The organism is Devosia oryzisoli (assembly GCF_014837245.1).
In the GTDB taxonomy this organism is placed as follows: domain Bacteria; phylum Pseudomonadota; class Alphaproteobacteria; order Rhizobiales; family Devosiaceae; genus Devosia; species Devosia oryzisoli.
Genome location: NZ_JACYFU010000002.1, coordinates 79,859 through 101,205, shown reverse-complemented (window position 1 = coordinate 101,205; position 21,347 = coordinate 79,859). Strand labels below are relative to the sequence as shown.

General features: G+C 64.6%; 20 protein-coding genes and 1 pseudogene. 7 read left to right on the top strand and 14 right to left on the bottom strand.

Translation table 11 applies throughout. The features are described 5' to 3' along the window. The first annotated feature begins 80 nt into the window (after positions 1 to 80). Genes IC608_RS07135 through IC608_RS07125 form a run of 3 tightly spaced genes read left to right on the top strand, consistent with a single transcriptional unit; the run spans position 81 to position 2,871 of the window. Positions 81 to 983 carry a carbohydrate ABC transporter permease gene (locus tag IC608_RS07135; protein WP_191774008.1) on the top strand — a complete coding sequence of 301 codons (903 nt, stop codon included), beginning with the start codon at positions 81 to 83 and terminating at the stop codon, positions 981 to 983. Then, positions 980 to 1,807, top strand: coding sequence for a carbohydrate ABC transporter permease (locus tag IC608_RS07130; protein ID WP_191774006.1), 828 nt, complete (start codon positions 980 to 982; stop codon positions 1,805 to 1,807). Before IC608_RS07135 ends, IC608_RS07130 begins: the two co-directional genes overlap by 4 nt. Continuing rightward, positions 1,804 to 2,871, top strand: coding sequence for a sn-glycerol-3-phosphate ABC transporter ATP-binding protein UgpC (locus IC608_RS07125; protein ID WP_191774004.1), 1,068 nt, complete (start codon positions 1,804 to 1,806; stop codon positions 2,869 to 2,871). Before IC608_RS07130 ends, IC608_RS07125 begins: the two co-directional genes overlap by 4 nt. Here the strand turns inward: IC608_RS07125 and IC608_RS07120 are convergent. From IC608_RS07120 to ugpB, 7 genes are all read right to left on the bottom strand, one after another. Then, a complete protein-coding gene (locus IC608_RS07120; RefSeq protein ID WP_191774002.1) occupies positions 2,868 to 3,641 on the bottom strand; it encodes an HAD-IIB family hydrolase in 774 nt (257 codons plus the stop codon). The genes IC608_RS07125 and IC608_RS07120 overlap by 4 nt on opposite strands. Further along, entirely contained in the window at positions 3,638 to 4,411 is a 774-nt protein-coding gene (locus IC608_RS07115; RefSeq protein WP_191774001.1) for a DeoR/GlpR family DNA-binding transcription regulator, read from the bottom strand. The genes IC608_RS07120 and IC608_RS07115 overlap by 4 nt, the downstream gene beginning before the upstream one ends. A 19-nt stretch (positions 4,412 to 4,430) precedes the next feature. Beyond that, positions 4,431 to 5,177: a glycerophosphoryl diester phosphodiesterase gene (locus IC608_RS07110; protein WP_191773999.1), complete on the bottom strand. Its 747-nt coding sequence runs from the start codon at positions 5,175 to 5,177 to the stop codon at positions 4,431 to 4,433. A 49-nt stretch (positions 5,178 to 5,226) separates the two neighbouring features. After that, positions 5,227 to 6,279: a sn-glycerol-3-phosphate import ATP-binding protein UgpC gene (locus IC608_RS07105; RefSeq protein ID WP_191773997.1), complete on the bottom strand. Its 1,053-nt coding sequence runs from the start codon at positions 6,277 to 6,279 to the stop codon at positions 5,227 to 5,229. Between the two features lie 3 nt (positions 6,280 to 6,282). Further along, positions 6,283 to 7,131: a sn-glycerol-3-phosphate ABC transporter permease UgpE gene (ugpE, locus tag IC608_RS07100; RefSeq protein WP_191773995.1), complete on the bottom strand. Its 849-nt coding sequence runs from the start codon at positions 7,129 to 7,131 to the stop codon at positions 6,283 to 6,285. Between the two features lie 13 nt (positions 7,132 to 7,144). Further along, positions 7,145 to 8,029 (bottom strand): sn-glycerol-3-phosphate ABC transporter permease UgpA, encoded by an 885-nt coding sequence (gene ugpA, locus IC608_RS07095; RefSeq protein WP_191773993.1) that lies wholly within the window; start codon positions 8,027 to 8,029, stop codon positions 7,145 to 7,147. 104 nt (positions 8,030 to 8,133) lie between these two features. Continuing rightward, positions 8,134 to 9,459 carry a sn-glycerol-3-phosphate ABC transporter substrate-binding protein UgpB gene (gene ugpB, locus IC608_RS07090; RefSeq protein WP_191773991.1) on the bottom strand — a complete coding sequence of 442 codons (1,326 nt, stop codon included), beginning with the start codon at positions 9,457 to 9,459 and terminating at the stop codon, positions 8,134 to 8,136. A 283-nt stretch (positions 9,460 to 9,742) separates the two neighbouring features. On the opposite strand from ugpB, the pseudogene IC608_RS07085 reads away from it, so the two are divergent. Beyond that, a pseudogene (locus IC608_RS07085) lies at positions 9,743 to 11,005 on the top strand (Na/Pi cotransporter family protein); the annotation flags it as partial. 561 nt (positions 11,006 to 11,566) lie between these two features. On the opposite strand, the gene IC608_RS07080 reads toward IC608_RS07085, so the two are convergent. From IC608_RS07080 to IC608_RS07050, 7 genes are all read right to left on the bottom strand, one after another. Next, positions 11,567 to 12,382, bottom strand: coding sequence for an inositol monophosphatase family protein (locus IC608_RS07080; protein ID WP_191773987.1), 816 nt, complete (start codon positions 12,380 to 12,382; stop codon positions 11,567 to 11,569). Then, positions 12,379 to 13,215, bottom strand: a complete 837-nt coding sequence (locus IC608_RS07075; protein WP_191773985.1) for a glycerophosphodiester phosphodiesterase family protein — start codon at positions 13,213 to 13,215, stop codon at positions 12,379 to 12,381. Before IC608_RS07075 ends, IC608_RS07080 begins: the two co-directional genes overlap by 4 nt. Then, entirely contained in the window at positions 13,212 to 14,252 is a 1,041-nt protein-coding gene (locus IC608_RS07070; protein ID WP_191773983.1) for an ABC transporter ATP-binding protein, read from the bottom strand. Before IC608_RS07070 ends, IC608_RS07075 begins: the two co-directional genes overlap by 4 nt. 11 nt (positions 14,253 to 14,263) lie before the next feature. Further along, positions 14,264 to 15,088, bottom strand: a complete 825-nt coding sequence (locus tag IC608_RS07065) for an ABC transporter permease (RefSeq protein WP_191773981.1) — start codon at positions 15,086 to 15,088, stop codon at positions 14,264 to 14,266. A 2-nt stretch (positions 15,089 to 15,090) separates the two neighbouring features. Further along, complete coding sequence (locus IC608_RS07060; protein WP_191773979.1) at positions 15,091 to 15,975, bottom strand: ABC transporter permease; 885 nt, start codon at positions 15,973 to 15,975, stop codon at positions 15,091 to 15,093. Further along, positions 15,972 to 17,123, bottom strand: coding sequence for an extracellular solute-binding protein (locus tag IC608_RS07055; RefSeq protein ID WP_191773977.1), 1,152 nt, complete (start codon positions 17,121 to 17,123; stop codon positions 15,972 to 15,974). Before IC608_RS07055 ends, IC608_RS07060 begins: the two co-directional genes overlap by 4 nt. 329 nt (positions 17,124 to 17,452) lie before the next feature. Beyond that, on the bottom strand, positions 17,453 to 18,463 hold the full coding sequence (locus IC608_RS07050; RefSeq protein WP_345890863.1) for a LacI family DNA-binding transcriptional regulator: 1,011 nt from the start codon (positions 18,461 to 18,463) through the stop codon (positions 17,453 to 17,455). A 190-nt stretch (positions 18,464 to 18,653) separates the two neighbouring features. Between IC608_RS07050 and IC608_RS07045 the strand changes: the two genes are divergently transcribed. From IC608_RS07045 to IC608_RS07035, 3 genes are all read left to right on the top strand, one after another. Continuing rightward, on the top strand, positions 18,654 to 19,013 hold the full coding sequence (locus IC608_RS07045; protein ID WP_191773973.1) for a VanZ family protein: 360 nt from the start codon (positions 18,654 to 18,656) through the stop codon (positions 19,011 to 19,013). A gap of 179 nt (positions 19,014 to 19,192) precedes the next feature. Beyond that, positions 19,193 to 20,347 carry a glycosyl transferase family 1 gene (locus IC608_RS07040; RefSeq protein ID WP_191773971.1) on the top strand — a complete coding sequence of 385 codons (1,155 nt, stop codon included), beginning with the start codon at positions 19,193 to 19,195 and terminating at the stop codon, positions 20,345 to 20,347. After that, positions 20,344 to 21,342, top strand: coding sequence for a glycosyltransferase family 2 protein (locus IC608_RS07035; RefSeq protein WP_191773969.1), 999 nt, complete (start codon positions 20,344 to 20,346; stop codon positions 21,340 to 21,342). Before IC608_RS07040 ends, IC608_RS07035 begins: the two co-directional genes overlap by 4 nt. Positions 21,343 to 21,347: the final 5 nt, after the last annotated feature.

Genomic DNA, 21,347 nt, shown 5'->3' with positions numbered 1-21,347 from the left:
ACTAAGCTCTCTCCGGCGGTGTGAACCCCGCCGGAGATTTGTTCTTTGCGCGCTCTCACAATCGGGGAAGGGGATCGACCATGCGCCGCATCCTATCGAGCATCACCGACGGCAAGGGGTTCGACATCCTGCTGGTCAGCCTGACGATGATCTTCCTGATCGTGATGGCCGGATTGCCGCTCCTCTACAATGTCCTGATGAGTTTCCAGCAGGTCGACATGTTCAACCTGGGGACATTCTCGCGCCCCTTCATCGGACTGGAAAACTACCAAGACGTCATCAGCCAGCCCGAGTTCGGCCTGGTCATGAAGAACACGGCGATCTTCGTGTTCGGCTCGATTATCGGGCAGTTCTGCTTTGGCTTTGCGCTCGCCATCTTCTTCATGGCGAAGTTCCCCTTCGCCTCCACGATCCGCGGCCTGTTTCTTGTCTCGTGGGTCATGCCCGGTCTCGTCGTTGGGGCCCTCTGGGGCTTTATCCTTGCCGGTGACTATGGCGTGCTCAATGCCATCCTGCAGGCGCTTGGCGTCACCAACGGGACCATGTTCTGGAAATCCGATCCCAATCTGTCGATCTGGGCCGTCACCATCGCCAATATCTGGCTTGGCCTCGCCTTCAACATGATGCTGCTGTCGGTCGGGCTGGCCGGTATTCCCGGCGATCTCTACGAGGCCGCCGAGCTCGACGGCGCCAATGGCTGGCAGCGCTTCTCCACCATTACCCTGCCGATGATGCGGGCGACGATCGGCGCGGTGCTCGCGCTGGGCCTGATCTACACGCTGCAGCAGTTCGACCTGTTCCCGGCCATCACCGAGGGCGGGCCCGCCAACTCCTCCAGTGTCGCCCAGTATTGGGCGTGGCAGTGGTCCTTCAAGCTCTTCGATTTTGCAAAGGGCGCAACGGTGTCCGTCATGATGCTGATCTTCGTTTTGATCGCCTCGATCGTCTATGTCTGGTCCACGCGCCATGAGGTGCGCGGATGAGCCGCGTCCCCGTTCCCAAGCTGCTGTTCGTGCTCGCCATCGCTCTGGCGGCGATCTACCTCTTCCCGCTCTACTGGATGTACGTCACCAGCCTCAAAGGTCAGTCGGAGATCTTCGCCAACCCGCCGACCTTCTGGCCGCGCAATCCCGACCCCTCCATCTACCCCGAGACCTGGGCCCGGCGGAACATGTCCGTGTTCCTGTGGAATTCAGTTGTCATCGGCTCGGGCGTAACCGCGCTCACCGTACTGCTCGGCACCGGTTGCGCCTATGTGCTGGCGCGCTATCGCAGCGTCTGGATCGATATCGGGCTCTTCGCGATCCTGATGCTCCAGGTGCTTCCGGCCTCGGTGATGATCACCCCGCTCTATGTAGGCTTCAACCAGCTCGGATTGCTTAACTACCCGCGAACCGCGGTTATCCTGGCGGCGAGTGCCAAGGCGATCCCATTCTATATCGTGCTGGTGCGCGCCACCTTCATGAACGTGCCGCGCGAACTCGAGGAGGCCGCGCTCGTCGATGGCAACTCCCGCTGGGGGGCATTCTTCTTCATCGTCCTGCCGCTGGCGCGCAACGGCATCCTGGTGCTGGCCATCCTCACCTTCATGCAGGCCTTCGGCGAGTACATCTACTCCAAGTCCATCATCACGACCCAGGCCTATCAACCGGCCAGCGTCGGCTTGTCGGGCTTCCTCGGCCCCAATTCCACCGACTGGAACGGAATCATGGCCTATGCCGCGATCTACGTGACCCCGATCGTCGCGATCTTCGTCATCCTTCAGCGCCGCATCGTTGCCGGCCTCACCTCCGGAGCCCTCAAGTGACAGCGCAAATCGAACTGAGCAATGTCGACAAGCACTATGGCGCCTTCCACGCGCTCAAGAACATCAACCTGACCATCGATAAGGGCAGCTTCGTTGCGCTGGTCGGGCCTTCGGGCTGTGGCAAGTCCACCCTGTTGCGCTCCATCGCCGGGTTGGAGACGATCAGCTCCGGCACGCTCAGCATTGCCGGGCAAACCATGAACAACGTGCCGCCCCGCAAGCGCGACGTTGCCATGGTCTTCCAGAGCTATGCGCTTTACCCGCATATGTCGGTTGAAAAGAACCTCTCCTATTCGCTCCGCCTCAAGGGCACGCCGCGCGCCGAAGCCCGGGCCAGGGCGGAAGAGGTTGCCGCCACCACGGGCCTATCCGACCTCCTCCATCGCTATCCGCGCCAGCTCTCGGGCGGCCAGCGGCAGCGCGTCGCGATGGGCCGCGCCATCATTCGCAACCCCAAGGCCTTCCTCTTCGACGAGCCGCTGTCCAACCTCGACGCGGCGCTGCGCGTGCAGATGCGCAAGGAGATCCGCGGGCTGCACGACCGGCTGGGCGCGACGTCGGTCTATGTGACGCACGACCAGATCGAGGCCATGACCATGGCCGACCATGTGGTGGTGATGCGTGCTGGCGTCATCGAACAGCAGGGCAGCCCGCTCGAGCTCTACGACACGCCGGCAACGCGTTTCGTTGCTGGCTTCATCGGCTCGCCGGCGATGAACTTCGTGCCCGGTACCATCGCAGCCGATGGGCGCTCGGTGCAACTCGATCTTCCAGACACCCAGCCCTTGCCGATGTCGCGGCCGCAGCAGGCGGGGCGCAGGGTGACTGTCGGCTTGCGTCCAGAGCATCTCGAAATCGTCGATCCGGCGCGGGCGCAGTTGAACCTGCCGGTGGCGGCGGTCGAATCTACCGGTTCGCTCACCTATCTCAGCACCGCTGGAGAGCCCGAGGTGACCGTGGTGCTGACCGGCCGGAGCAATATGCGGAGCGGCGACCGGGTCGGGCTCAGCATTGCGCCTGACAAGGTTCACCTGTTCGACGTGGAGACGGAGCGGGCGATCTAGCGGCGGGCGTCAAGCAGGGCCTGCGCGATATCCACGAACCCCAGACCGGCCGGACGCCCGGAAATCCAGCGCGGCTTGTGCGGCAGGTCATTGAGAATCGGCAGGATATTGGCAACGCCGAACGAGTTGCGGATGTAGCCGAACATCGGCGCGTCATTGCGCGAGTCGCCCACGAAGGCGGTGGCCTCGGGCACCTCGCTCTGGTCCATGCCCATGCTCTTGAGCAGGCGGGCGCTCATCGCCTTCTTGTTGTAGTCGCCGATCCAGCTGTTGATGTGGATGGAGCTGATGGCTACCGTTGCTCCGATGGCGCGGATCTTGTCGGCCAGGGCGTCGACCGAGGCGCGCGCACCGCCGGCAATGTCCACCGCCACGTCGGCGAGGCGAAAACCCTGGTCGTGCGCGATGGGGAACTGGCCATCGAGCAGGTCGCGAACCGCCGCCAGATGCACGCGCTGCCGTTCCTTTTGCAGCGCTTCGTCTTCCCAGAACTCGGTTTCGAGCCGGCCATTGCGCCAGCGCATGGCAAAGGCGCCGCTTTCGCCGATCACCGCCGCCACGGGCCAGACGCGCACGATGTGCTCGCACCAGCCGGCCGACCCGCCGGTCACCGGGACGATGGAGATGCCCGCGTCCGCCAGGCTCCACAGTGCCTGATAGGTTTGGGGCAGCAGCCGCCCCTCGGTGGTCAGCGTGTCGTCGATGTCGGTGAACAACATCTCGACCTTTTCGAGGTCGCGGGGCAGGGGGGCTGGGCCATGATAGGTCACGCCGCCACCCCGTCGCACAACACCACATCCGTGCCGGCCTCGTCGAGCGCCCGGCGAACGGCGGGGTCATCGGGCAGGCGATCGGTTACCAGGCACGCGATGCGCGAAAACGGCACCACGCGCACGGAAGCGTCGCGCGTCCACTTGCTGACATCGGCGACGAGGAAATGCGAGCGCGCGTTCTCGAGAAGCGTCGTCGTCATCTGCGCCTCGCTGTGGCTGTAGTCGAGGACGCCCTTTTGCGGATGCAGCGCACCCGCGCCGACCACGGCGTAATTGGCATAGAACTTCTCGAAAAATCGCAAGGCGTCCGACCCCACCACGTCCCGGTCGTTGTGCCGCAACAGGCCACCGCTCACATGCACTTCGACCTGGGGCGCTTCGCTGAGGGTCAGCGCGACGTCGATATTGTTGGTGACGACCCGCAATCCCTGATGCTCCCGCAGCGCTGCAGCGACGAATTGCACGGTGCTGCCGATGCCCATGAAAATGGTGGAGCCGGGCTCGATGGCCGCGGCCACATGGCTTGCGATCCGCTGCTTGGCACCGCTGTTGAGGGTGGCGCGGGCGTTGACGGAGATGTTGCGCCCCTCGACCGGTAGGTCCACACCGCCGTGGAAGCGCCGCGCAAAGCCGAGGTCGCACAGGGCATTGATGTCGCGCCGGATGGTCTGCGTCGTCAGGCCGTACCGCTCCGCAAGATGCTCGATATATTGAGCGCCTTCCGTCTCGATCAGGGCGAGAATGTCGCGTTGCCGGCTCGAGAGCATGTCCTGTCCCGCACCTGTGCTAGCCGAGGAAAAGTTTCGGGTTGTCGGTGATGACGCCGGTCAGCCCTGCGTCCCAGAAGGAAACGAGCTGCACCGGATCGTTGCAGGTCCAGGCGCGCACCTTGGTGCCCTTCTTGGTGGTCTCCTCCAGAAGGCCGATGGAGAGCGCCTTGAAGTGCATATGGATGGTCTTGGCGGGAATGGCGGCCAGCTGAGCCTCCCAATCCTCCGGCGGGCGTCCCCAGAGCATGGCCATTTCGAGATCCGGCTCGAGGGCGTGCATTGCCCTGAGACAGTCCGGATCAAAGCTCGAGATCATGATGTTCGTACCGGCAGCCCGCTTGCCGATAGCGTGCTGCACGGCCTCGACCAGCTGGTCGAGCGATTTGTGGTGCGGGTGCTGCTTGATTTCGACATTGGCGGAAAGGCCGAGCTGCCCGAGCTCGGCGATCACCTCGTCCAGAGTCGGCAGCTTCTCGCCGGCGAACTGGCTGCCGAACCACGACCCGGCGTCCAGCCGATCCACCTCGGCCCGCGTCAGCGCTCCGAGATTGCCGGTTCCCGACGTGGTGCGGTCGACGCTGTCGTCGTGGATGACCACCAGCGTGTCGTCGCCGAGCAGAGCGACGTCGAGCTCCACCCATTTCGCACCCTGTTCGGCCGCCGCGCGAAACGCCGCGAGGGTGTTTTCGGGTGCGATGGCTGAGGCGCCGCGGTGCGCCTGGACCTCGTCCCGGCTGGGGCCGGTGATGTGCGAACTGGTCATGATGAGCTTCTTGCGTGGAAAGGTTGGCCGAGCCAGTAAGTCGGTTCTGTTACGGATTTGCGACAGCGTCGGTGCGCCGGCCTGTCTCTTTGCTGAACGGGTGCATCTGGGCGTGTTCGGCATGCACGGTGACCGCCGCGCCTTCGGCGATGTCGGGACGGCCCGGCACGCTGAGGATGACGGTCTGGCCGTTGCCCAGCATGACGTGGAGGTGACTTTCCCCGCCGATCGGCTCGAGCAGTTCCACGGTGCCGGGCAGCGCCACATGGGCGCCGGCGGGGGCGTCGAGGGTGAGCTCGTCGGGGCGGATGCCGACGATGTCGGTGCCGCGCGGAAGGGGCAGGCTCTGCCCGGCCGAGGCCAGCCCCTCGACGGAAATGAGGTTCATCGGCGGCGAGCCGATGAAGCCGGCCACGAACAGCGTCGCAGGGCGGTCATAGACTTCCACGGGGGTGCCGATCTGCTCGACCAGGCCCCCATTCATCACCACCAGCCGGTCGGCCAGGGTCATGGCTTCGAGCTGGTCGTGCGTCACGTAAAGGCTGGTGGTCTTGAGGCGGCGCTGCAGCTTGCGGATCTCCACCCGCATCTGCACGCGCAGCTTGGCATCGAGGTTGGAAAGCGGCTCATCGAACAGGAACGCAGCCGGTTCGCGCACGATGGCGCGGCCCATGGCGACGCGCTGGCGCTGGCCGCCCGAGAGCTGGCGCGGCTTGCGGTCCAGCATCGGCCCGATTTCGAGGATGTCGGCGGCCTCGCGCACGCGGCGGTCGATCTCCTCGCGCGGCGTGCCGCGGTTCTTGAGGCCATATTCGAGGTTCTGCCGCACGCTCATATGGGGGTAGAGCGCGTAGTTCTGGAACACCATGGCGATATCGCGCTCGGCCGGCTCGGCCCTGACCACGTCGCGGCCGCCGATTTCGATCCGGCCCGAGGTCACCGATTCAAGGCCCGCCACCATGCGCAGGAGGGTGGACTTGCCGCAGCCCGAAGGACCCACCAGGACGATCAGCTCGCCATCGGCCACGGAGAGATTGATGCCTTTGACGGCCGGCACGGGACCATAGTTCTTCTTGAGGTCGACCAGGTTGATGGTGGCCATGGCTTATTTCTCCGTTTCGACCAGGCCTTTGACGAACAGGCGCTGCATGAAGATGACGACGAGGACGGGGGGCAGCATGGCCAGCATGACGGCAGCCATGACGAGGTGCCACTGCGGCTCCCCATCGGCGGTGGCCGCGAGGCGCTTGATGCCCATGACGACGGTGTAATAGCGGCTGTCGGTGGTGACGAGCAGCGGCCAGAGATACTGCACCCAGCCGTAGATGAAGAGGATCACGAACAGGGCGGCGATGTTGGTGCGCGAGAGCGGCAGGAGGATATCGCGGAAGAACTTGAGCGGGCCGGCGCCATCGACGCGGGCGGCCTCCATCAGTTCGTCCGGAATGGTGAGGAAGAACTGGCGGAAGAGGAAGGTGGCCGTCGCCGAGGCGATGAGCGGAAGAGTGAGGCCGACATAGGAATTGAGGAGCCCCAGATCTGCGACCACCTTGAAGGTGGGGATGATGCGGACCTCGACCGGCAGCATCAGCGTGATGAAGATGATCCAGAACGCCAGCAGCCGGAACGGGAACTTGAAGAACACGATCGCATAGGCCGAGAGCAGCGAGATGATGATCTTGCCCACCGCAATGCAGATGGCGATGATCAGCGAGTTGGTCAGCATGATCCAGAGCGGGGGCGCGCCGGCGGTGGAGATGCCCACCGTCAGCATATGCCAGTAGTTTTCGACGAGGTTCGGTCCAGGCAGCAGCGGCACAAGTCCGCTGAGAAACTCTCCGTCGGCATGCGTCGAGGCGACGAAGGCCAGGTACACCGGGAACACGACGATCAGGACGCCGGCGATCAGCACCAGATGGGTGAGGAAGCTCAGGAAGGGGCGGTTTTCGACCATTTGTGTTGCCTCCTCAGTACTGCACGCGCCGCTCGACGAAGCGGAACTGGACGGCTGTAAGGGCGATGACGATCAGCATGAGAACGACGGATTGGGCGGCCGAGGAGCCGATGTTGAGCCCCAGGAACCCATCGGCATAGACCTTGTAGACCAGGATGTTGGTCGCCTGCGCCGGGCCGCCCGAGGTCGTGGCATCGATGATGCCGAAAGTGTCGAACATGGCGTAGTTGATGTTGACGATGAGGAGGAAGAATGTCGTCGGCGACAGCAGCGGGAAAACAATCGTCCAGAACCGCTTGAAGGGACCGGCACCATCGATCGCGGCCGCCTCGGTGAGCGATTGCGGCACCGACTGGAGGCCGGCCACGAAGAACAGGAAGTTGTATGAAATCTGCTTCCAGCTGGCCGCCATGATGACCAGCAGCATGGCATCGGTGCCATCGATGCGATGGTTCCAGTCGATGCCGAGGCCGCGCATGAGATAGGGGGCAATGCCAATGCTGGGGTTGAACATGAACCACCAGAGGATGCCCACCACCACCGGCGCCACCGCATAGGGCCAGACCAGCAGCGTGGTGTAGAGCCGGTTGGTGCGCAGCACGCGGTTGACCGCGACCGCCAGCAACAGCGACAGGCTCATGGACAGGAGCGTGACCGAGATGGCGAAAAGCGCCGTCTTGCCTACGGAATTGAGATAGGTCGCCTCGGAAAACAGGCGCGTATAGTTTTCGAACCAGATGAAGGTGGTCCTGAAGCCGAACGGATCTTCCCGCTCGAAGGAGGACTTCACCGCCTGGGCCGCGGGCCAGATGAAGAAGATCAGCGTCACCGCCAGCTGCGGCGTGAGCAGCAGGTAGGGCAGGAGCTTGTTGGGGAAAATGGTCCGCTTGGTTTGCATGGGCCGAAATCACTCCCGTCGGTCCGAGCTGCAACTGCCGCTGGGCATGTCATGCCAGCGGGGTGGATCGCCCCGGCCGTGCAGCCGGGACGATCCGGGGAGGATCAGCTATTGGCGGCTTCGAAGTCGCGCAGGATCTGATTGCCGCGTTCGACGGCTGCGTCGAGCGCTTCCTTGGCCGTCTTGTTGCCGGCCAGCAGGGCTTCGAATTCCTCGTCGATCACCGTGCGGACCTGCGTCAGGTTACCGAAGCGAACGCCCTTGGAATTGGCTGTCGGCGTGCCACGGGTGATCTGCTTGATGGCGACGTCGGAGCCCGGGTTCTCTTCGTAGTAGCCCTGCTCCTGGCCCAGTTCGTAGGCCGCGTTGGTGACCGGCAGGTAGCCGGTGAACTGATGCCAGCCGGCCTGGACTTCAGGAGAAGACAGGTAGGTGAAGAACTGTGCCACACCCTTGTAGACTTCCGGGTCCTTGCCATTGAGCACCCAGAGCGTCGCGCCGCCGATGATCGAGTTCTTCGGGTCGGTCGTCACGTCGTCATAGTAGGGCAGGGGCGCAAAGCCCACTTCGAAGTCCTTGGCGTTGTTGATGACGCCGGCCCGCGATGCGGAGGAGTTCATGTAGATGGCGCATTCGCCCGAGTAGAACTTCGGCGGAGCGTCGGCGCCGCCCACGGGGCCACCATATTCGAACAGGCCTTCGTCAGCCCACTTCTTGAGGTTTTCCCAGTGCTTGGTCTGCACATCGCCGTTGAAGACGAATTCGGTGCCGAGGCCACCAAAGCCGTTCTCGAGCGTGCCGTAGGGCTGGTCGTGGATCGCCGAGAGGTTCTCGAGCTGCACCCAGCTCACCCAGCCGGTGGTGAAGCCGCACGGAGCCGCGCCCGATTCCATGATCTTGCGGCTCATTTCCTCGAGCTCGGCCCAGGTCTTGGGCGGGGTCTCAGGGTCGAGGCCAGCTTTCTCGAACACGTCCTTGTTGTAGTACATGATCGGGGTGGACGAGTTGAACGGCATCGACAGGATGTTGCCGTCCGTGTCGGAATAGTAGCCCGTCACGGGTGCGAGGAACCCTGACGGATCCCACGGCTCGCCGTTTTCTTCCATCAGCTGATAGACGGGTTTGACGGCGCCCTTGGCGGCCATCATGGTGCCGGTGCCAACTTCGAACACCTGCACGATGGCGGGCTGCTCATTGGCGCGGAAGGCGGCGATGGCGGCTGTCAGCGTCTCGGGATAGCTGCCCTTGTAGGTCGGGACGACCTTGAATTCGGACTGGCTCTCGTTGAAGCCGTTGGCGATTTCCTCGAGCTTCTTGCCGAGCTCGGCATCCATGGCGTGCCACCACGAGATTTCCGTCTGGGCCAGCGCCGGTGTGGCGGCCATGATGACGGCGAGGCCTGCAGACAGGCACAATGCTTTCTTGAACATGCTCACTCCCTTGTTTGCCGGAACCTCCCCGTCCCGGATTTCTCCCAAGTCGTAGCAGCCGTAGGAGCCAATGCAACCAAAAATGTTCATTTGAACATGGCCGCTGGGGAAAACAACGTCGCGCCCGCCTGTACAGGGCCTTGAAAGTTCTACAAAATCGCAGCAACCGGTATGCGAAAGAAAACTTCTCCACACCGTGCACACGTGTGCGATTGCATGTGGAGCGCTCATGTGAACATCATGGGCAAAGCGGGCGGTCGCGCGCCCCGAGCGAGGAAGAGGAATGTACTTCATCATCGTCCAACTGGTGGCTGCCATCGTGCTGCTGCTCTGGGCCGTGCGGATGGTGCGCACAGCGGTTGAGCGGGCCTATGCCGCCCCGCTCAAGCGTATGCTCGCTCATGCCGAAAAGAGTCGCCTCGGGGCCGCCGGCGTCGGCACGGTGATGGCGATCGCCCTGCAGAGTTCCACCGCCGTCGCGGCGCTCGCCTCCAGCTTCGCGGCAGGGGGCCTGATGGCGGGGACAACGGGTCTGGCGCTGATGCTGGGCGCCTATTTCGGCTCCGCCCTCGTCGCCAGCGTGCTGTCCTTCGACCTTTCCCTGTTCACCGCCCCGCTGATCATCGCGGGGGGCCTGCTGTTCCTGCGCGGCAACTCACGGCAGACCAAGCAGCTGGGGCGCATGATTCTGGGCATCGCCTTCGTGCTCCTCTCTCTCGAAATGGTGTCGGAAGCGACTGCGCCGTGGCGCGACAGCGACGTTCTGGCTTCCGTTATTGGGTATCTGCGCGGTGACCTGTGGACGAGCTTCCTCGTGGCGACCGTCATCACCTGGGCAAGCTATTCCTCGGTGGCGAGCGTGCTGGTCATCATCACCTTCGGCACGGCGGGCCTGATTCCCTTCGAGATCGCGGCGGCGTTCGTGCTCGGAGCCAATCTGGGCGGCACGCTGATCGCTTTCGGCATGACCCGGGGGTCCGACGTGCGCGCCCGCCGGATCGCCATCGGCGCACTGGTGTTCCGGGGTGGCGCGGCCATTCTCTGCCTCGTCCTGTTCCAACTGTTCCAGCTGCACCAGCTGGGCTTGCCGGGAACGGTGGGACAGCAGGCGAGCCTGCTCCATATCGTGTTCAACCTTGGCGTGATGATCCTGGGACTGCCCCTGACGCGCCTTGTCGCCAACCTCGCCGATCGCTTCGTGCAGGATGCGCCCGACAGAGGCGACATCAATGTCGCGCGGCTGCGCACGCCCGCGCTTAGCGGCCAGCGCCACCCCAGCGCCGATTCGGCTCTTGCCAGTGCCACGCGCGAATTGTTGCGCATGAGCGAAATGGTTGAGGTGATGCTGCAGCCGGTGATGGAAATCTTCCAGAGCGGCGACAAGGCCGCCATCCGTCGCGTCAAGTCGCTCGAGCCCGAAGTCGACCAGGCCAACCGCGACATCAAGCTCTTTCTCACCAAGCTCGATTACGATGCCATGGATCCCGTCCAGATGCGCCGTGCCGCCGATCTCACCAGCTTTGCGATGGGCCTCGAGCAAGCCGGAGACATCGTCACCCGGCAGCTGCTGCGCATCGCGGACCAGAAGCTCGAACGGCGCCTCGTGTTCTCGCCGCAGGGCTGGCAGGAGCTGACCGATCTGCATGCGCGCGTGCTCTCGAACATGCAATTGGCGCTCAACGTGCTGGTCTCGGAAGATACGGAATCGGCCCGGCAGCTGATCGCGGAAAAGGAAGAGATCGGCGCCCAGGAACGGCGCAGCGTGGACCTGCACTTCCAGCGCCTGCGCACCGGCAATGCCAATAGTTTTGAGACCAGCGACCTGCATCTCGAAGCGATCCACGCCCTGCGGCGCATCAACTCGCTGCTGAGCGGCATCGCCTATTCGATCCTCAGCGACAATGGCGAACTGCGACGCTCGAAGCTGGTCAACGCCGATCGATAGAGCGTAGCCGTAACGAGGCCCGGGATACAACTGCCCTGGGTCACCAGGGCTTCGCGGTGCGACGCGCACAGCGTGCCCCACGACCTCGCCCTTCGACGGGCTCAGGGTGAGGTCGACGGGCTCAGGGTGAGGTCTGCTGGGGCAGTGAGACTGGCCGGATGGTCAGTCCCGCGGGTCCTTGCGCGGCACGTCCTTGAGTTGGTCCATCAGGAAGGCGTGGGTGGCCGGGTTGGCGACGATCAGCGTGCCGGTGCGCTCGTAAACTTCCGGGCCGCGGCCCCACCAGTCGGTGACGATGCCGCCCGCCTCTTCCACCAAGAGAATGCCGGCGGCGGTGTCGACGAACCCGGTCTCCTCGAAGTACCCGGTCAGCCGTCCGCAGGCGACATAGGCGCAGCTATTGGCCGCGCTCCCGACGATGCGCACGGCACCGATCGGCGCGCGGATGGCGTCGAGGCGCTGATAGGCGCCGGGGTAGAGCGAGAGGCCGGGGACGGGCAGGCCCGTGCCGACCATCATCAGACCCACATCGGTGGAGCGGCTGACATGGAGGTGCTCGCCGTTGAGATAGGCGCCTTCGCCCTTGATGGCGGTGAACATCTCGTCGCTGACGGGATTGTAGATGAGCCCGCACAGCGTCTCGCGGCCGCGGCGCAGCGCGATGGTGATGGTGTAGTGGTGGCCGTTGATGAAGTTGGTGGTGCCGTCGATCGGGTCCACGAGGAAGCGATAATCGCGGTTCTCGCCCTCGACGGGGTCGAACTCCTCGCCGGTCAGGCTCCAGCCGGTATAGCGCGAGAGCAGGTGCTTGCGGATCAGCTGCTCGGATTCGCGGTCTGCGTCGGAGACGAAATCGCCCGGGCCCTTGACCCCGATCTCGAGCTCGCGGAAGCGCTTGAAGTGTTCGAGGGTGAGGGCGCCCGCCTGCCGCGCGGCGTCCACCATGTCGTCGAGAATGGCTGAGATGTCTTGGGTCATTGTGCGAGGGCCGCGTAGAGCCCCTCCGGGTCGTCGGTTGTAATCTGGTCGACTTTGAGAGCCAGCAGGCGCTGCACCTGCCCGATGCTCTCCGGCGTCACCTCACGGATCGTCCAGGCATCGATGCGCCGGCCGTCCCTGTGGAAGGGGGCGACAAGGTCGTGGCCTGCGTCTTCGGCAGCCAGCACGATCTGGTAGTTGAGATAGATCAGCTCGGCATCCGGGGCAGTCTTCAGCGCCTCGGTGGCGAAGCGGGCAAAATCGCCGGTACGCTTGAGCTGGTCCAGAGAGTCCCCGTAACAGGGATCATAACCGGTCCGCAGGCCGGGCGTGGCCTTGGCCAGGCGGTCCACCGCCACGGCGTCACCGCCCGACAGGATCATGTTGCGGGCAACCGGCGCGACGCTCCGGGCGAAATGGGCGACTGAGGCCTCGTCGATGCTCGTCGCGTCTTCCTTGAGGTCGAGCTGCAGCAGGGCGTCCGGATGGGCCGGATCGCGGCCAAGAAGCGTGCAGAGATCTTCGAGCAGCATCACCATTTCGGCAAGAGGCTGGCCATCGTTGCCGCGCAGGTGCAACTGCCGCAGCGCGGCAGCAGAGGTCTCCCGCACCGACCCGGCGCCAGTCGTCTCGCGCTCGAGCGAGAAATCATGGAGGACGGCAAAGCCGTCGTCGGCGTGGCGCACCAGATCAACCTCGACGCTGGCGCCCAGGCGCATCGCCTCAAGGACGCGCCCGCCGGTGAATACCGGGTCGGACGCCTTGCGGCGCGCCCGATGCCATTTGAGCCAGGTGCGGTGGCCGTCGCGTTCGATGAACAGGGGGTCGTTCACGTCTGGCTCCGGTAGACTTGCATCTTGTCCCTGAAGGCGGCGATGGCGGTGGGGTTGAGATCAACGCCCTGGCCGGCCTTGAAGAGGTCGGGATGGGAAACCATCGACTTGATGCGCTCCCCATCGGGCAGGTCGAGATCAACGAGGCCATGGGTGCCGTAATCGGTCACGCGATGGACCCGCGCCATGCCCGGTTCGGCCGCGACGAGATCGAGCGATTCCGGGCGGATTGCCAGTATCGCCGGGCCATCGGCAATGGGCAGCGGCACGCGGAGGCTGTCGCGGATGAAGACGCCGTTGGAGACGGTGCCCTCGATCAGGTTCATGGTGCCGATGAAGCCGGCGACAAATGGGGTCTTGGGATCGCGGTAGACCACGTCGGGGCGGTCGATCTGTTCGGTGCGTCCGTCGCGCATGACAACGATGCGGTCGGCCATCGATAAGGCCTCGTCCTGCCCGTGCGTCACGAAGAGCGTCGTGATCTTGAGGCGCTGCTGGATGTCGCGCACCTCCTCGCGCAGGCGTTCGCGCAGGTGCTGGTCGAGGCTGGCGAAGGGCTCGTCGAGGAGGAGGATCTTGGGTTCGAGGACGAGCGAACGGGCCAGGGCCACGCGCTGCTGCTGGCCGCCCGAAAGCTGGTGGGTCAGGCGGTTGCCGTAGCCGGCGAGGCCGACCAGTTCGAGCACGGCCTCCACCTTGCGCTTGATCTCGTCGGCCGGCAGGCGGCGCAGTTTGAGGCCGAAGGCCAGGTTCTTGAAGACGTTCATGTGCGTCCAGAGCGCGTGGCTCTGGAACACCATGCCGGTGGGGCGCTTCTCGGGCGAGAGATGGGTGATTTCCTCGCCATCGATGGTGATGACCCCGCCCGATGGGCGCTCGAAGCCACCCACCATGCGCAGCAGCGTCGACTTGCCCGAGCCCGATGGGCCGAGCAGGCAAACCAGTTCGCCATCGGCGACATCGAGCGAGAACTTGTCGACGGCAACGGTGTTGCCGGCAAACACTTTGGAAACGTCGGTAATCTTGAGAACGGACATGGACTTGGTCTCTAGCCCCCGAAGCCGCGGGCGAAGGCGCCTCCGCCGATCACGCGGCGGGCGAACATCAGGGCGATGAAGGATGGCACCCAGAGCATGACGGATAGGACCGCGCCATACTGGATGACCATCTGGTTGTTGATGAAGCTGATCATGAGCACCGGCATGGTGCGGATCCCCGGGGCGCCGATGAGCCAGGCGCCTTCGGTTTCGTAGAAGGTGCCCACGAAGCTCAGCAGCACGGCGGCAAAGATGGTCGGCGCGGCCTGGGGCAGGGTGATCGACCAGAAGACCCGGAAGGGTCCCGCGCCCACGTCGCGCGCCGCCTCTTCCATGCGCCGGTCGACGCCCTGGAACGCGGCCACCGGAATCCAGATCATGAACATCAGCGTGCCAACGAGCTGGATCAGCACGACGCCCCAGAAGGTGCCGATGAGGTTGAGCTGCAGGAAGATCGCGGCGATGGCGATAAGGAGCCCGAACTTGGGGAAGGCGTGCCCGGCCAGGAACGAGAAGAAGAGGATGTTCCGCCCCGGAAAGCTCATGCGCGCAAAGGCATAGGCCGCCGGAAGGCAAATCACCGCCGAGAGCAGCGTCACTACGGTGCTGAGCTGCAGGCTCAGCGTCAGCGCCGACCACACGTCGGCCCGGCCCAGGGTCTGGTTCCAGAACCGCAGGCCGAATTGCTGCGGCACGACATTGGGGTAGCGCCACACCTCGGTGAAGGCCCAGGTGCCGACAACCAGCAGGGGCAGCACGATGACGATCGTCAGGACGATGGCAAAGCCGATGCCGGTGGCATCGAGGCGCGGCCGGGAAGGGGCAAGTGCAGTCATTGTCACTTCCCCTGGTTGCGCGCGACCGAGCGCACGTAGAACAGGCCGAAGACGATGCAGAACCCGAAGGTGATGACGGCCTGCGTGATCGCCCCGATGGGGTCGTTCACCTCGCGGAAGGTGCGTTGCATGAAGGGGCCCATCATTTCCGGCGAGGCCGGTCCCAAAAGATAGGGGAGGGTGAAGGACGAGAAGATGCCCAGGATCGAGAACGACAACGCGACCAGGATGGAATTGGTGATGCGCGGCAGGATGATGTGCCAGAACACCTGGTAGCGCTTGGCGCCCACGTCGCGCGCCGCCTCGATGGACTGGTTGGACACGCCACCCAGGCCCGAGAGCAGAATGAGAATGGTCAGCGGGATATTGTCCCACACGAGGCCGATGACCGGACCCCACGGCGTGAGGTAGGGTGTGCGGATTTTGGGCAAGCCGACCGAATTGAGCAGGATGTCCGCCATGCCATTCGGCCCCAGGACGCGGATGAACGCGTAGGCCAGGATGATCGAGGGCACGAACATCGGAAAGATCGCCAGCGCCTGCACATAGGCGGGCAGCCGGCCCGCGGAGAACCGCAGGTAGAGCGCGATGGGCAGGCAGATGACGAGAAGGAACAGGGCACACATGCCCGTGGTCCAGAGGGTCACCGCCAGATTGTCGACGCTGTACTGATCCGAAAAGAACTTCACATAGCTGGCGATCGTGAACCCGACATCGCCGTTGGCATCGGCGCGCCAGAGCGTCCGGCCGATGGCATTGATGATGGGCCAGATGATCAGCCAGGCGATCAGAAAGACAGGGATGGCGACAAGCAGGAGGCCAACTGGCCTCCTGCGTTCGCTCGTTTCGAGCAATGGCCTTTGGGCCGTTACGACAGTATCGGTCACGAGTTGCGGTCGACGTTCGGAGCCACGTTGCGATACCAGCCATCGTTGATGGCCGCTTCCCAATCCCCGCTCGGGAAGGTCGGGATGGTCTTGGGCACGATGTCCGCGAACTTTTCCTGCAGTTCGGGGGAGATGTACTCCCAGCTCACGCCCGGGAAGCCACCCAGCTCGGTGAGGATCGCGGTCTGGATTTCCTCGGAGAGGATGAAGTCCGCCAGCTTGAGCGAGGCGTCGCGGTTGGTGCCGGTCTCGATGACGATGGAGCGGGTGAAGCCGCCGGCCAGCGCCAGGTCCTGGAGCTGCACGAGGCCGGTCGTCTCGGGCAGGACGCCCTGGTCGATGGCCTGCAGCACCTGGTCGGACCAGACGGGGGTCATGGTGACGACGCCCTGCGAGAGCAGCTGGATCGACTGGGTGTTGCCCGAAGAGTAGGCACCGTTGTCATAGAGCGAGGGCGCGATGTCCTTGAGGATTTCCCAGGTCTTGCCGAGCGCTTCCTCGCCGAACTCTGGCGTGTAGTTGTCGACGGTGAACTTGGACGGATCAAGGCCATTGGCCTGGTGAATGGCACGGCGCACGAAGTTGCCGCCCGAACCGCCCTTGTCGACGCGGTTGTAGACGAACTGGCCCGGATTGGCCTTGATCCAGGCGACGAGGTCGTCCCAGGTCTTGGGCGCGTCCTTGGGGTCGAGCTTGGTGGTGTCATAGGCGAGCAGCACCTGCGACCCGCGATAGGGCAGGGAATAATCGCTCTCGATGGCGAGCGGGTTGACCTTGTCGTAGTTGGAGAGGCCCGCTTCCTTGATGTTGGTGTAGACGCCGGCTTCGATGGCGCCGGGGGGCAGGAGGGCATTGCCCGATTCGAAGAAGTCGGCCTGCGGATCGGCACCGCTCTGCTTGGCGGCGATGGCCCGCTCGCCGATGGCGATGATGCCGGCGCCGTCACCGGCGTCCACCAGGTTGATGGTGATGCCCGGGTTGGCGGCTTCGAACTTCGGCTTCACGGTGTTGGCCCAGAAGTCGAGAATGTTGCTGTCCGAGCTGGTGTACCAGTCGATGACGCCTTCGGCGGCAAAGGACATGCGGGGCAGGAGGGCCATGCCAGCCACCGTACCCGCAGCAGAGATTATAAAGTCGCGACGTTTCATATCAGTCTCCCATCATGGCGATCCTTGTGGATCACCGCGCTTTTCATGCCGAGTGCGGAGGCGGCGTCGGGTCTTGCGACCGCACGGCGAGCCTTGATCGGCATCGGCTCGCCCGCCTCATGGGCCTCCTCCCTGCGCGACACGGCCGGGAGGACACACCCAATCTTGCTGTCGGGTGGTGTCGCGCCGCTGGTCGCCATCGCTGCAACAAGACAACACCGGTTGACGCTTGCACACAAGTGCATTCGCCAAAAAAATCGTCTGCCTTGTTAGTTTCCGTGCATAACGGTTTGATGACAGTGCCTGTCATGCACGCGTGTGCAAGCGTTTCAGTCGGTTTTTACGCCGGGTCGGACCGAACGCCGCCAGATCGGAATCGGCTCGAACAGCTTGCGATCGCTGCTCGCGCCTTCGGAGTCGTTGAGCAGATCGACCACATGCGTGGCCATCGCTTCGAGCGGCTGTGCAAAGGTGGTCAATTGGTAGGCGCGCCAGTCGGCCTGCTCGATGTCGTCGAACCCGACGACGCACAAATCCTCGGGAATGCGCAGACCAAACTCGTCGCGCGCCACGTCCATGAAGCCGAGCGCGAGCAGATCGGTGACGCAGAAGACGCCATCCGGGCCGTTGGACCGGCCGAACAGCCGGCGCGCCGCATCGGCCCCCGATTCGTAGGTCGTGGGACCGGCCATGGTGACGGTGACGTTGAGGCCCTGCGCCCGGGCGATGTCCACGAAGACGCGTTCGCGCTCGACGAGGCTTGCGGTTTGGGCGTTGGAGGTGACCAGGCCTAGCCGCTTGCAGCCGGCCCGTTGCAGAAGGAAGAGGGCCTCGCGCCCGGCCAGTGAATTGTCGACGGCCAGAGTGCTCGACCCCTTGAGCCGGTCGTCGCGGTTGATCAGCACCACCTGTTGCCCGTTGGCTAGGCACGCCTCGATCAGCGAGGCTGAAGGCGTGCCGGAAAGCACGACCGTGGCGTCGGCGCGATAGTTCAAGGTCTGCCGCAGCGCCTTGGAAACGCTTTCGGTGTCGGTTTCGGTGTTGATCACCATGGTGATCCAGCCCGAGGCCTGCAGCTGGCGGGTCATGATGTCGACCATGCGCGCGCGGATCGGCGTCGTCATGTTGGAGACGACGAGGCACACGATGTTGCTGCGCTCGCGCAGGCCGCGCGCCAGATGGTTGACGTGGTAGCCGAGCGCTCCGGCGGCATCGAGCACCTTGCGGCGGGTTTCCTCCGAAACGCTGGCCCCGTCGGTGAAGGTGCGCGACACGGCCGACCGGGAAACGCCCGCGCGCTCGGCCACCATGCGGGCACTGACGAAACTGCGCGTTTTCACTGCGATCACTCCCAAGGCCCAAGGCGGGGCGCAATCATGTCGCGCCACCCTCGCGCTCATCGTGCCGCCCTGCACTGCGCGGCTCCAGCACGCTTTTACTGGAAGCGCGCCTTGTGGTCGAGATCAGGCAGAGGGGGAGGCGGCTGAGACGATCTGTGCGGGATTGCTTCAGGTCATGTATGAGGAAGGCATGACTGAACGTACTTTGCGCATCCTAGCCTGGCTCACCATCCTCGCACTGGCCTTCGCGACGCTGTCTCCCATCGGGTTGCGGCCGCGCAGCCCGATGCCGGTCGACCTCGAACGATCCGCGGCGTACCTCGTCGTCGGCTTCCTGTTTGCGCTGGGCTATCCGCGCCAAATCTGGGCAGCGGTGGTCATCGTGCTCGTGGCCGTGTTCGGGCTTGAGGGCCTTCAGCACATCCGGCCCGACCGGCATGGAGAGTGGCACGATGCCGTGGTCAAGGCAGCCGGGGCAATGGTGGGCCTCGGTGTCGGCTGGCTGGTCGCGCAGGCGCTTGTACGTCTTGTGCCGCGGCGTCAACCCTGACGCAGTCCTGACGGAGACCCCTCTGCGAGGGGGCGCGATTTGCGGCTGTTTCGTGTCATGCGCCAAGCGCATTTCAGCCTCACGGATGGTCACGTTGACCGCATCTTCCAGGCCCTCTCCACTTACCCGCGCGCCGGCCATGGGTCGGTTTCGCGTCCGGCAAAGGAGATGTAACCCCGGTGAAGGTGCTTTACCTCGTCCACAATCTTGCCGACCCGGCGGTGGCCCGGCGGGTGGCGATGCTGCGCATGGGCGGGGCCGAGGTGGACCTCGTCGGTTTTCGACGCGCCGATGCTTCGCTGCCGGACCTGAAGCTGGCGAACGTGGTGGAGTTGGGCGTGACGCACGACGCCCGGATGCTGCACCGCCTCCTCGCGACGCTGCAGGCCCGCAGCGGCGCGCCGGTGTGGGCCCGCCAGCTGCCGCGACCCGACGTCATCGTCGCCCGCAACCTCGAAATGCTGGCCATCGCCAACCGCCTGCGGACAGTTTGGGACGAGGCGCCGGCGCTGGCCTATGAATGCCTCGACCTGCACCGGCTGATCCTGCGCCAGGACCGCGTGGGCCGCGCCTTGCGCGCCGTCGAGCGGCGCTTGATGGCGCCCGTGCGCCTGCTGCTCACGAGCTCTCCTGCCTTCCTCACCCAGCACTTCGACGCGCAGGACGCGCCGCCCGCACTGCTGGTCGAGAACAAGGTGTTTGCGCCGGGGCATGGGGAGGTGGGGCGCAATCCGGCCCTCGATGGTCATTTCGAGCCGCTGCGGATCGGCTGGTTCGGCGCGCTGCGCTGCGAGAAATCGCTGGTGGCCCTGTCGCGCCTGTCGAGCGCGCTAGGAGGAAAAGTGGAGGTCGAGCTGCGGGGGCGGCCGGCCCTGACGGCTTTCCGCGATTTCCACGCCGGCGTACAGAGCGCACCGCACCTCCATTTCGGCGGCGGCTATCGCTATCCCGATGATCTCCCGGGCCTCTACTCCAGCGTCCATTTCGTCTGGGCGATCGACTTTTTCGAGGAAGGGCAGAATTCGGCCTGGCTCCTGCCCAACCGGCTCTATGAGGGGTGTCTCAACGGCGCCATTCCCGTCGCGCTGGCAGGAACCGAGACGGCCGCATTCATCGAACGGCTGGGCATCGGGATCGTCCTCGAGGACATCGCGCCGCACACCCTGCTCGACGTGTTCGGAAACCTCACAGGCGAGCGCGTGCGCGCCATGGCGGAGGCCGTCGCGGCCATCAATCCGTCCCGCTTCCGCTGCGAGGCCGCCGAATGCGGGGCACTGGCCGGGCGCCTTGGCGCAATTGCGGGAGTGCCCGCGGACCTGGAGGTCGCAGCATGAGCGCGCGTGTCCTGATCGTGGTGCCGACCCTCAATGAAAACAGGCACATCGGCGCCTTGCTGGATCTGCTGCTGGTGGAAGCCGTGGCCCTCGACGCGACGATCGCGGTGGTCGATGGCGGTAGCACGGACGGCACCATCGACACCGTCAAGGCCATTGCGGCCGAGAACCAGCGCGTGGTGTATCTCCATAACCCGCGCCGCATCCAGTCTGCTGCCATCAACCAGGCCGTTGCCCTGCTGGGCGCGGAAGTGGACTACCTGATCCGCATCGATGCGCATGGCAGTTACCCTCCCGATTACTGCCGGACGCTGATGGCCGAGGCCGAAGAGCGGCAGGCAGGGAGCGTCGTCGTGCCGATGAAGACGGTTGGCCTCGCGCTGTTCCAGCGCGCGGTGGCCACGGCGCAGAACTCGCCGGTGGGGACGGGGGGATCAGCGCATCGGACCGGCAAGATGGCCGGCCCCGTCGACCACGGCCACCATGCCCTTATGCGCGTCTCTGCGTTCCGTGCCGTGGGCGGCTATGACGAAACCTTCCGCTTCAACGAGGATGCAGAACTGGACTATCGCCTGCGCCAGGCGGGGAACCTCATCTGGCTCACCGACCGGACGGGCATGACCTATTATCCGCGCGCCACCATGCGCGGCCTGTTCCGGCAATATTTCGGCTATGGCGGGGGCAGGGCCCGCAACATCCTCAAGCATCGCATGCGGCCGCGCCTGCGCCAGATGGTGCCGCTGGCGATCCTGCCCGTGGTGCTGCTGGCGGCCCTCTCGGTCTGGCACTGGGTTTTTCTGCTACCGCTCTTGGCGTGGGGCCTCGGGTGCATCGCGCTCGGTATGCACGCCGCCAGGAAACATTACCCGCAGCACGGCATGCCCATGCGCCTCTCGCCGCTCGTGGGATGGGCGGCCATGATCATGCACTTCGCCTGGTCGTCCGGCTTCTGGCTGCACCTGCTGCAGCAGCCGTTCCGGAGCGGAAGGGCATAAGGACG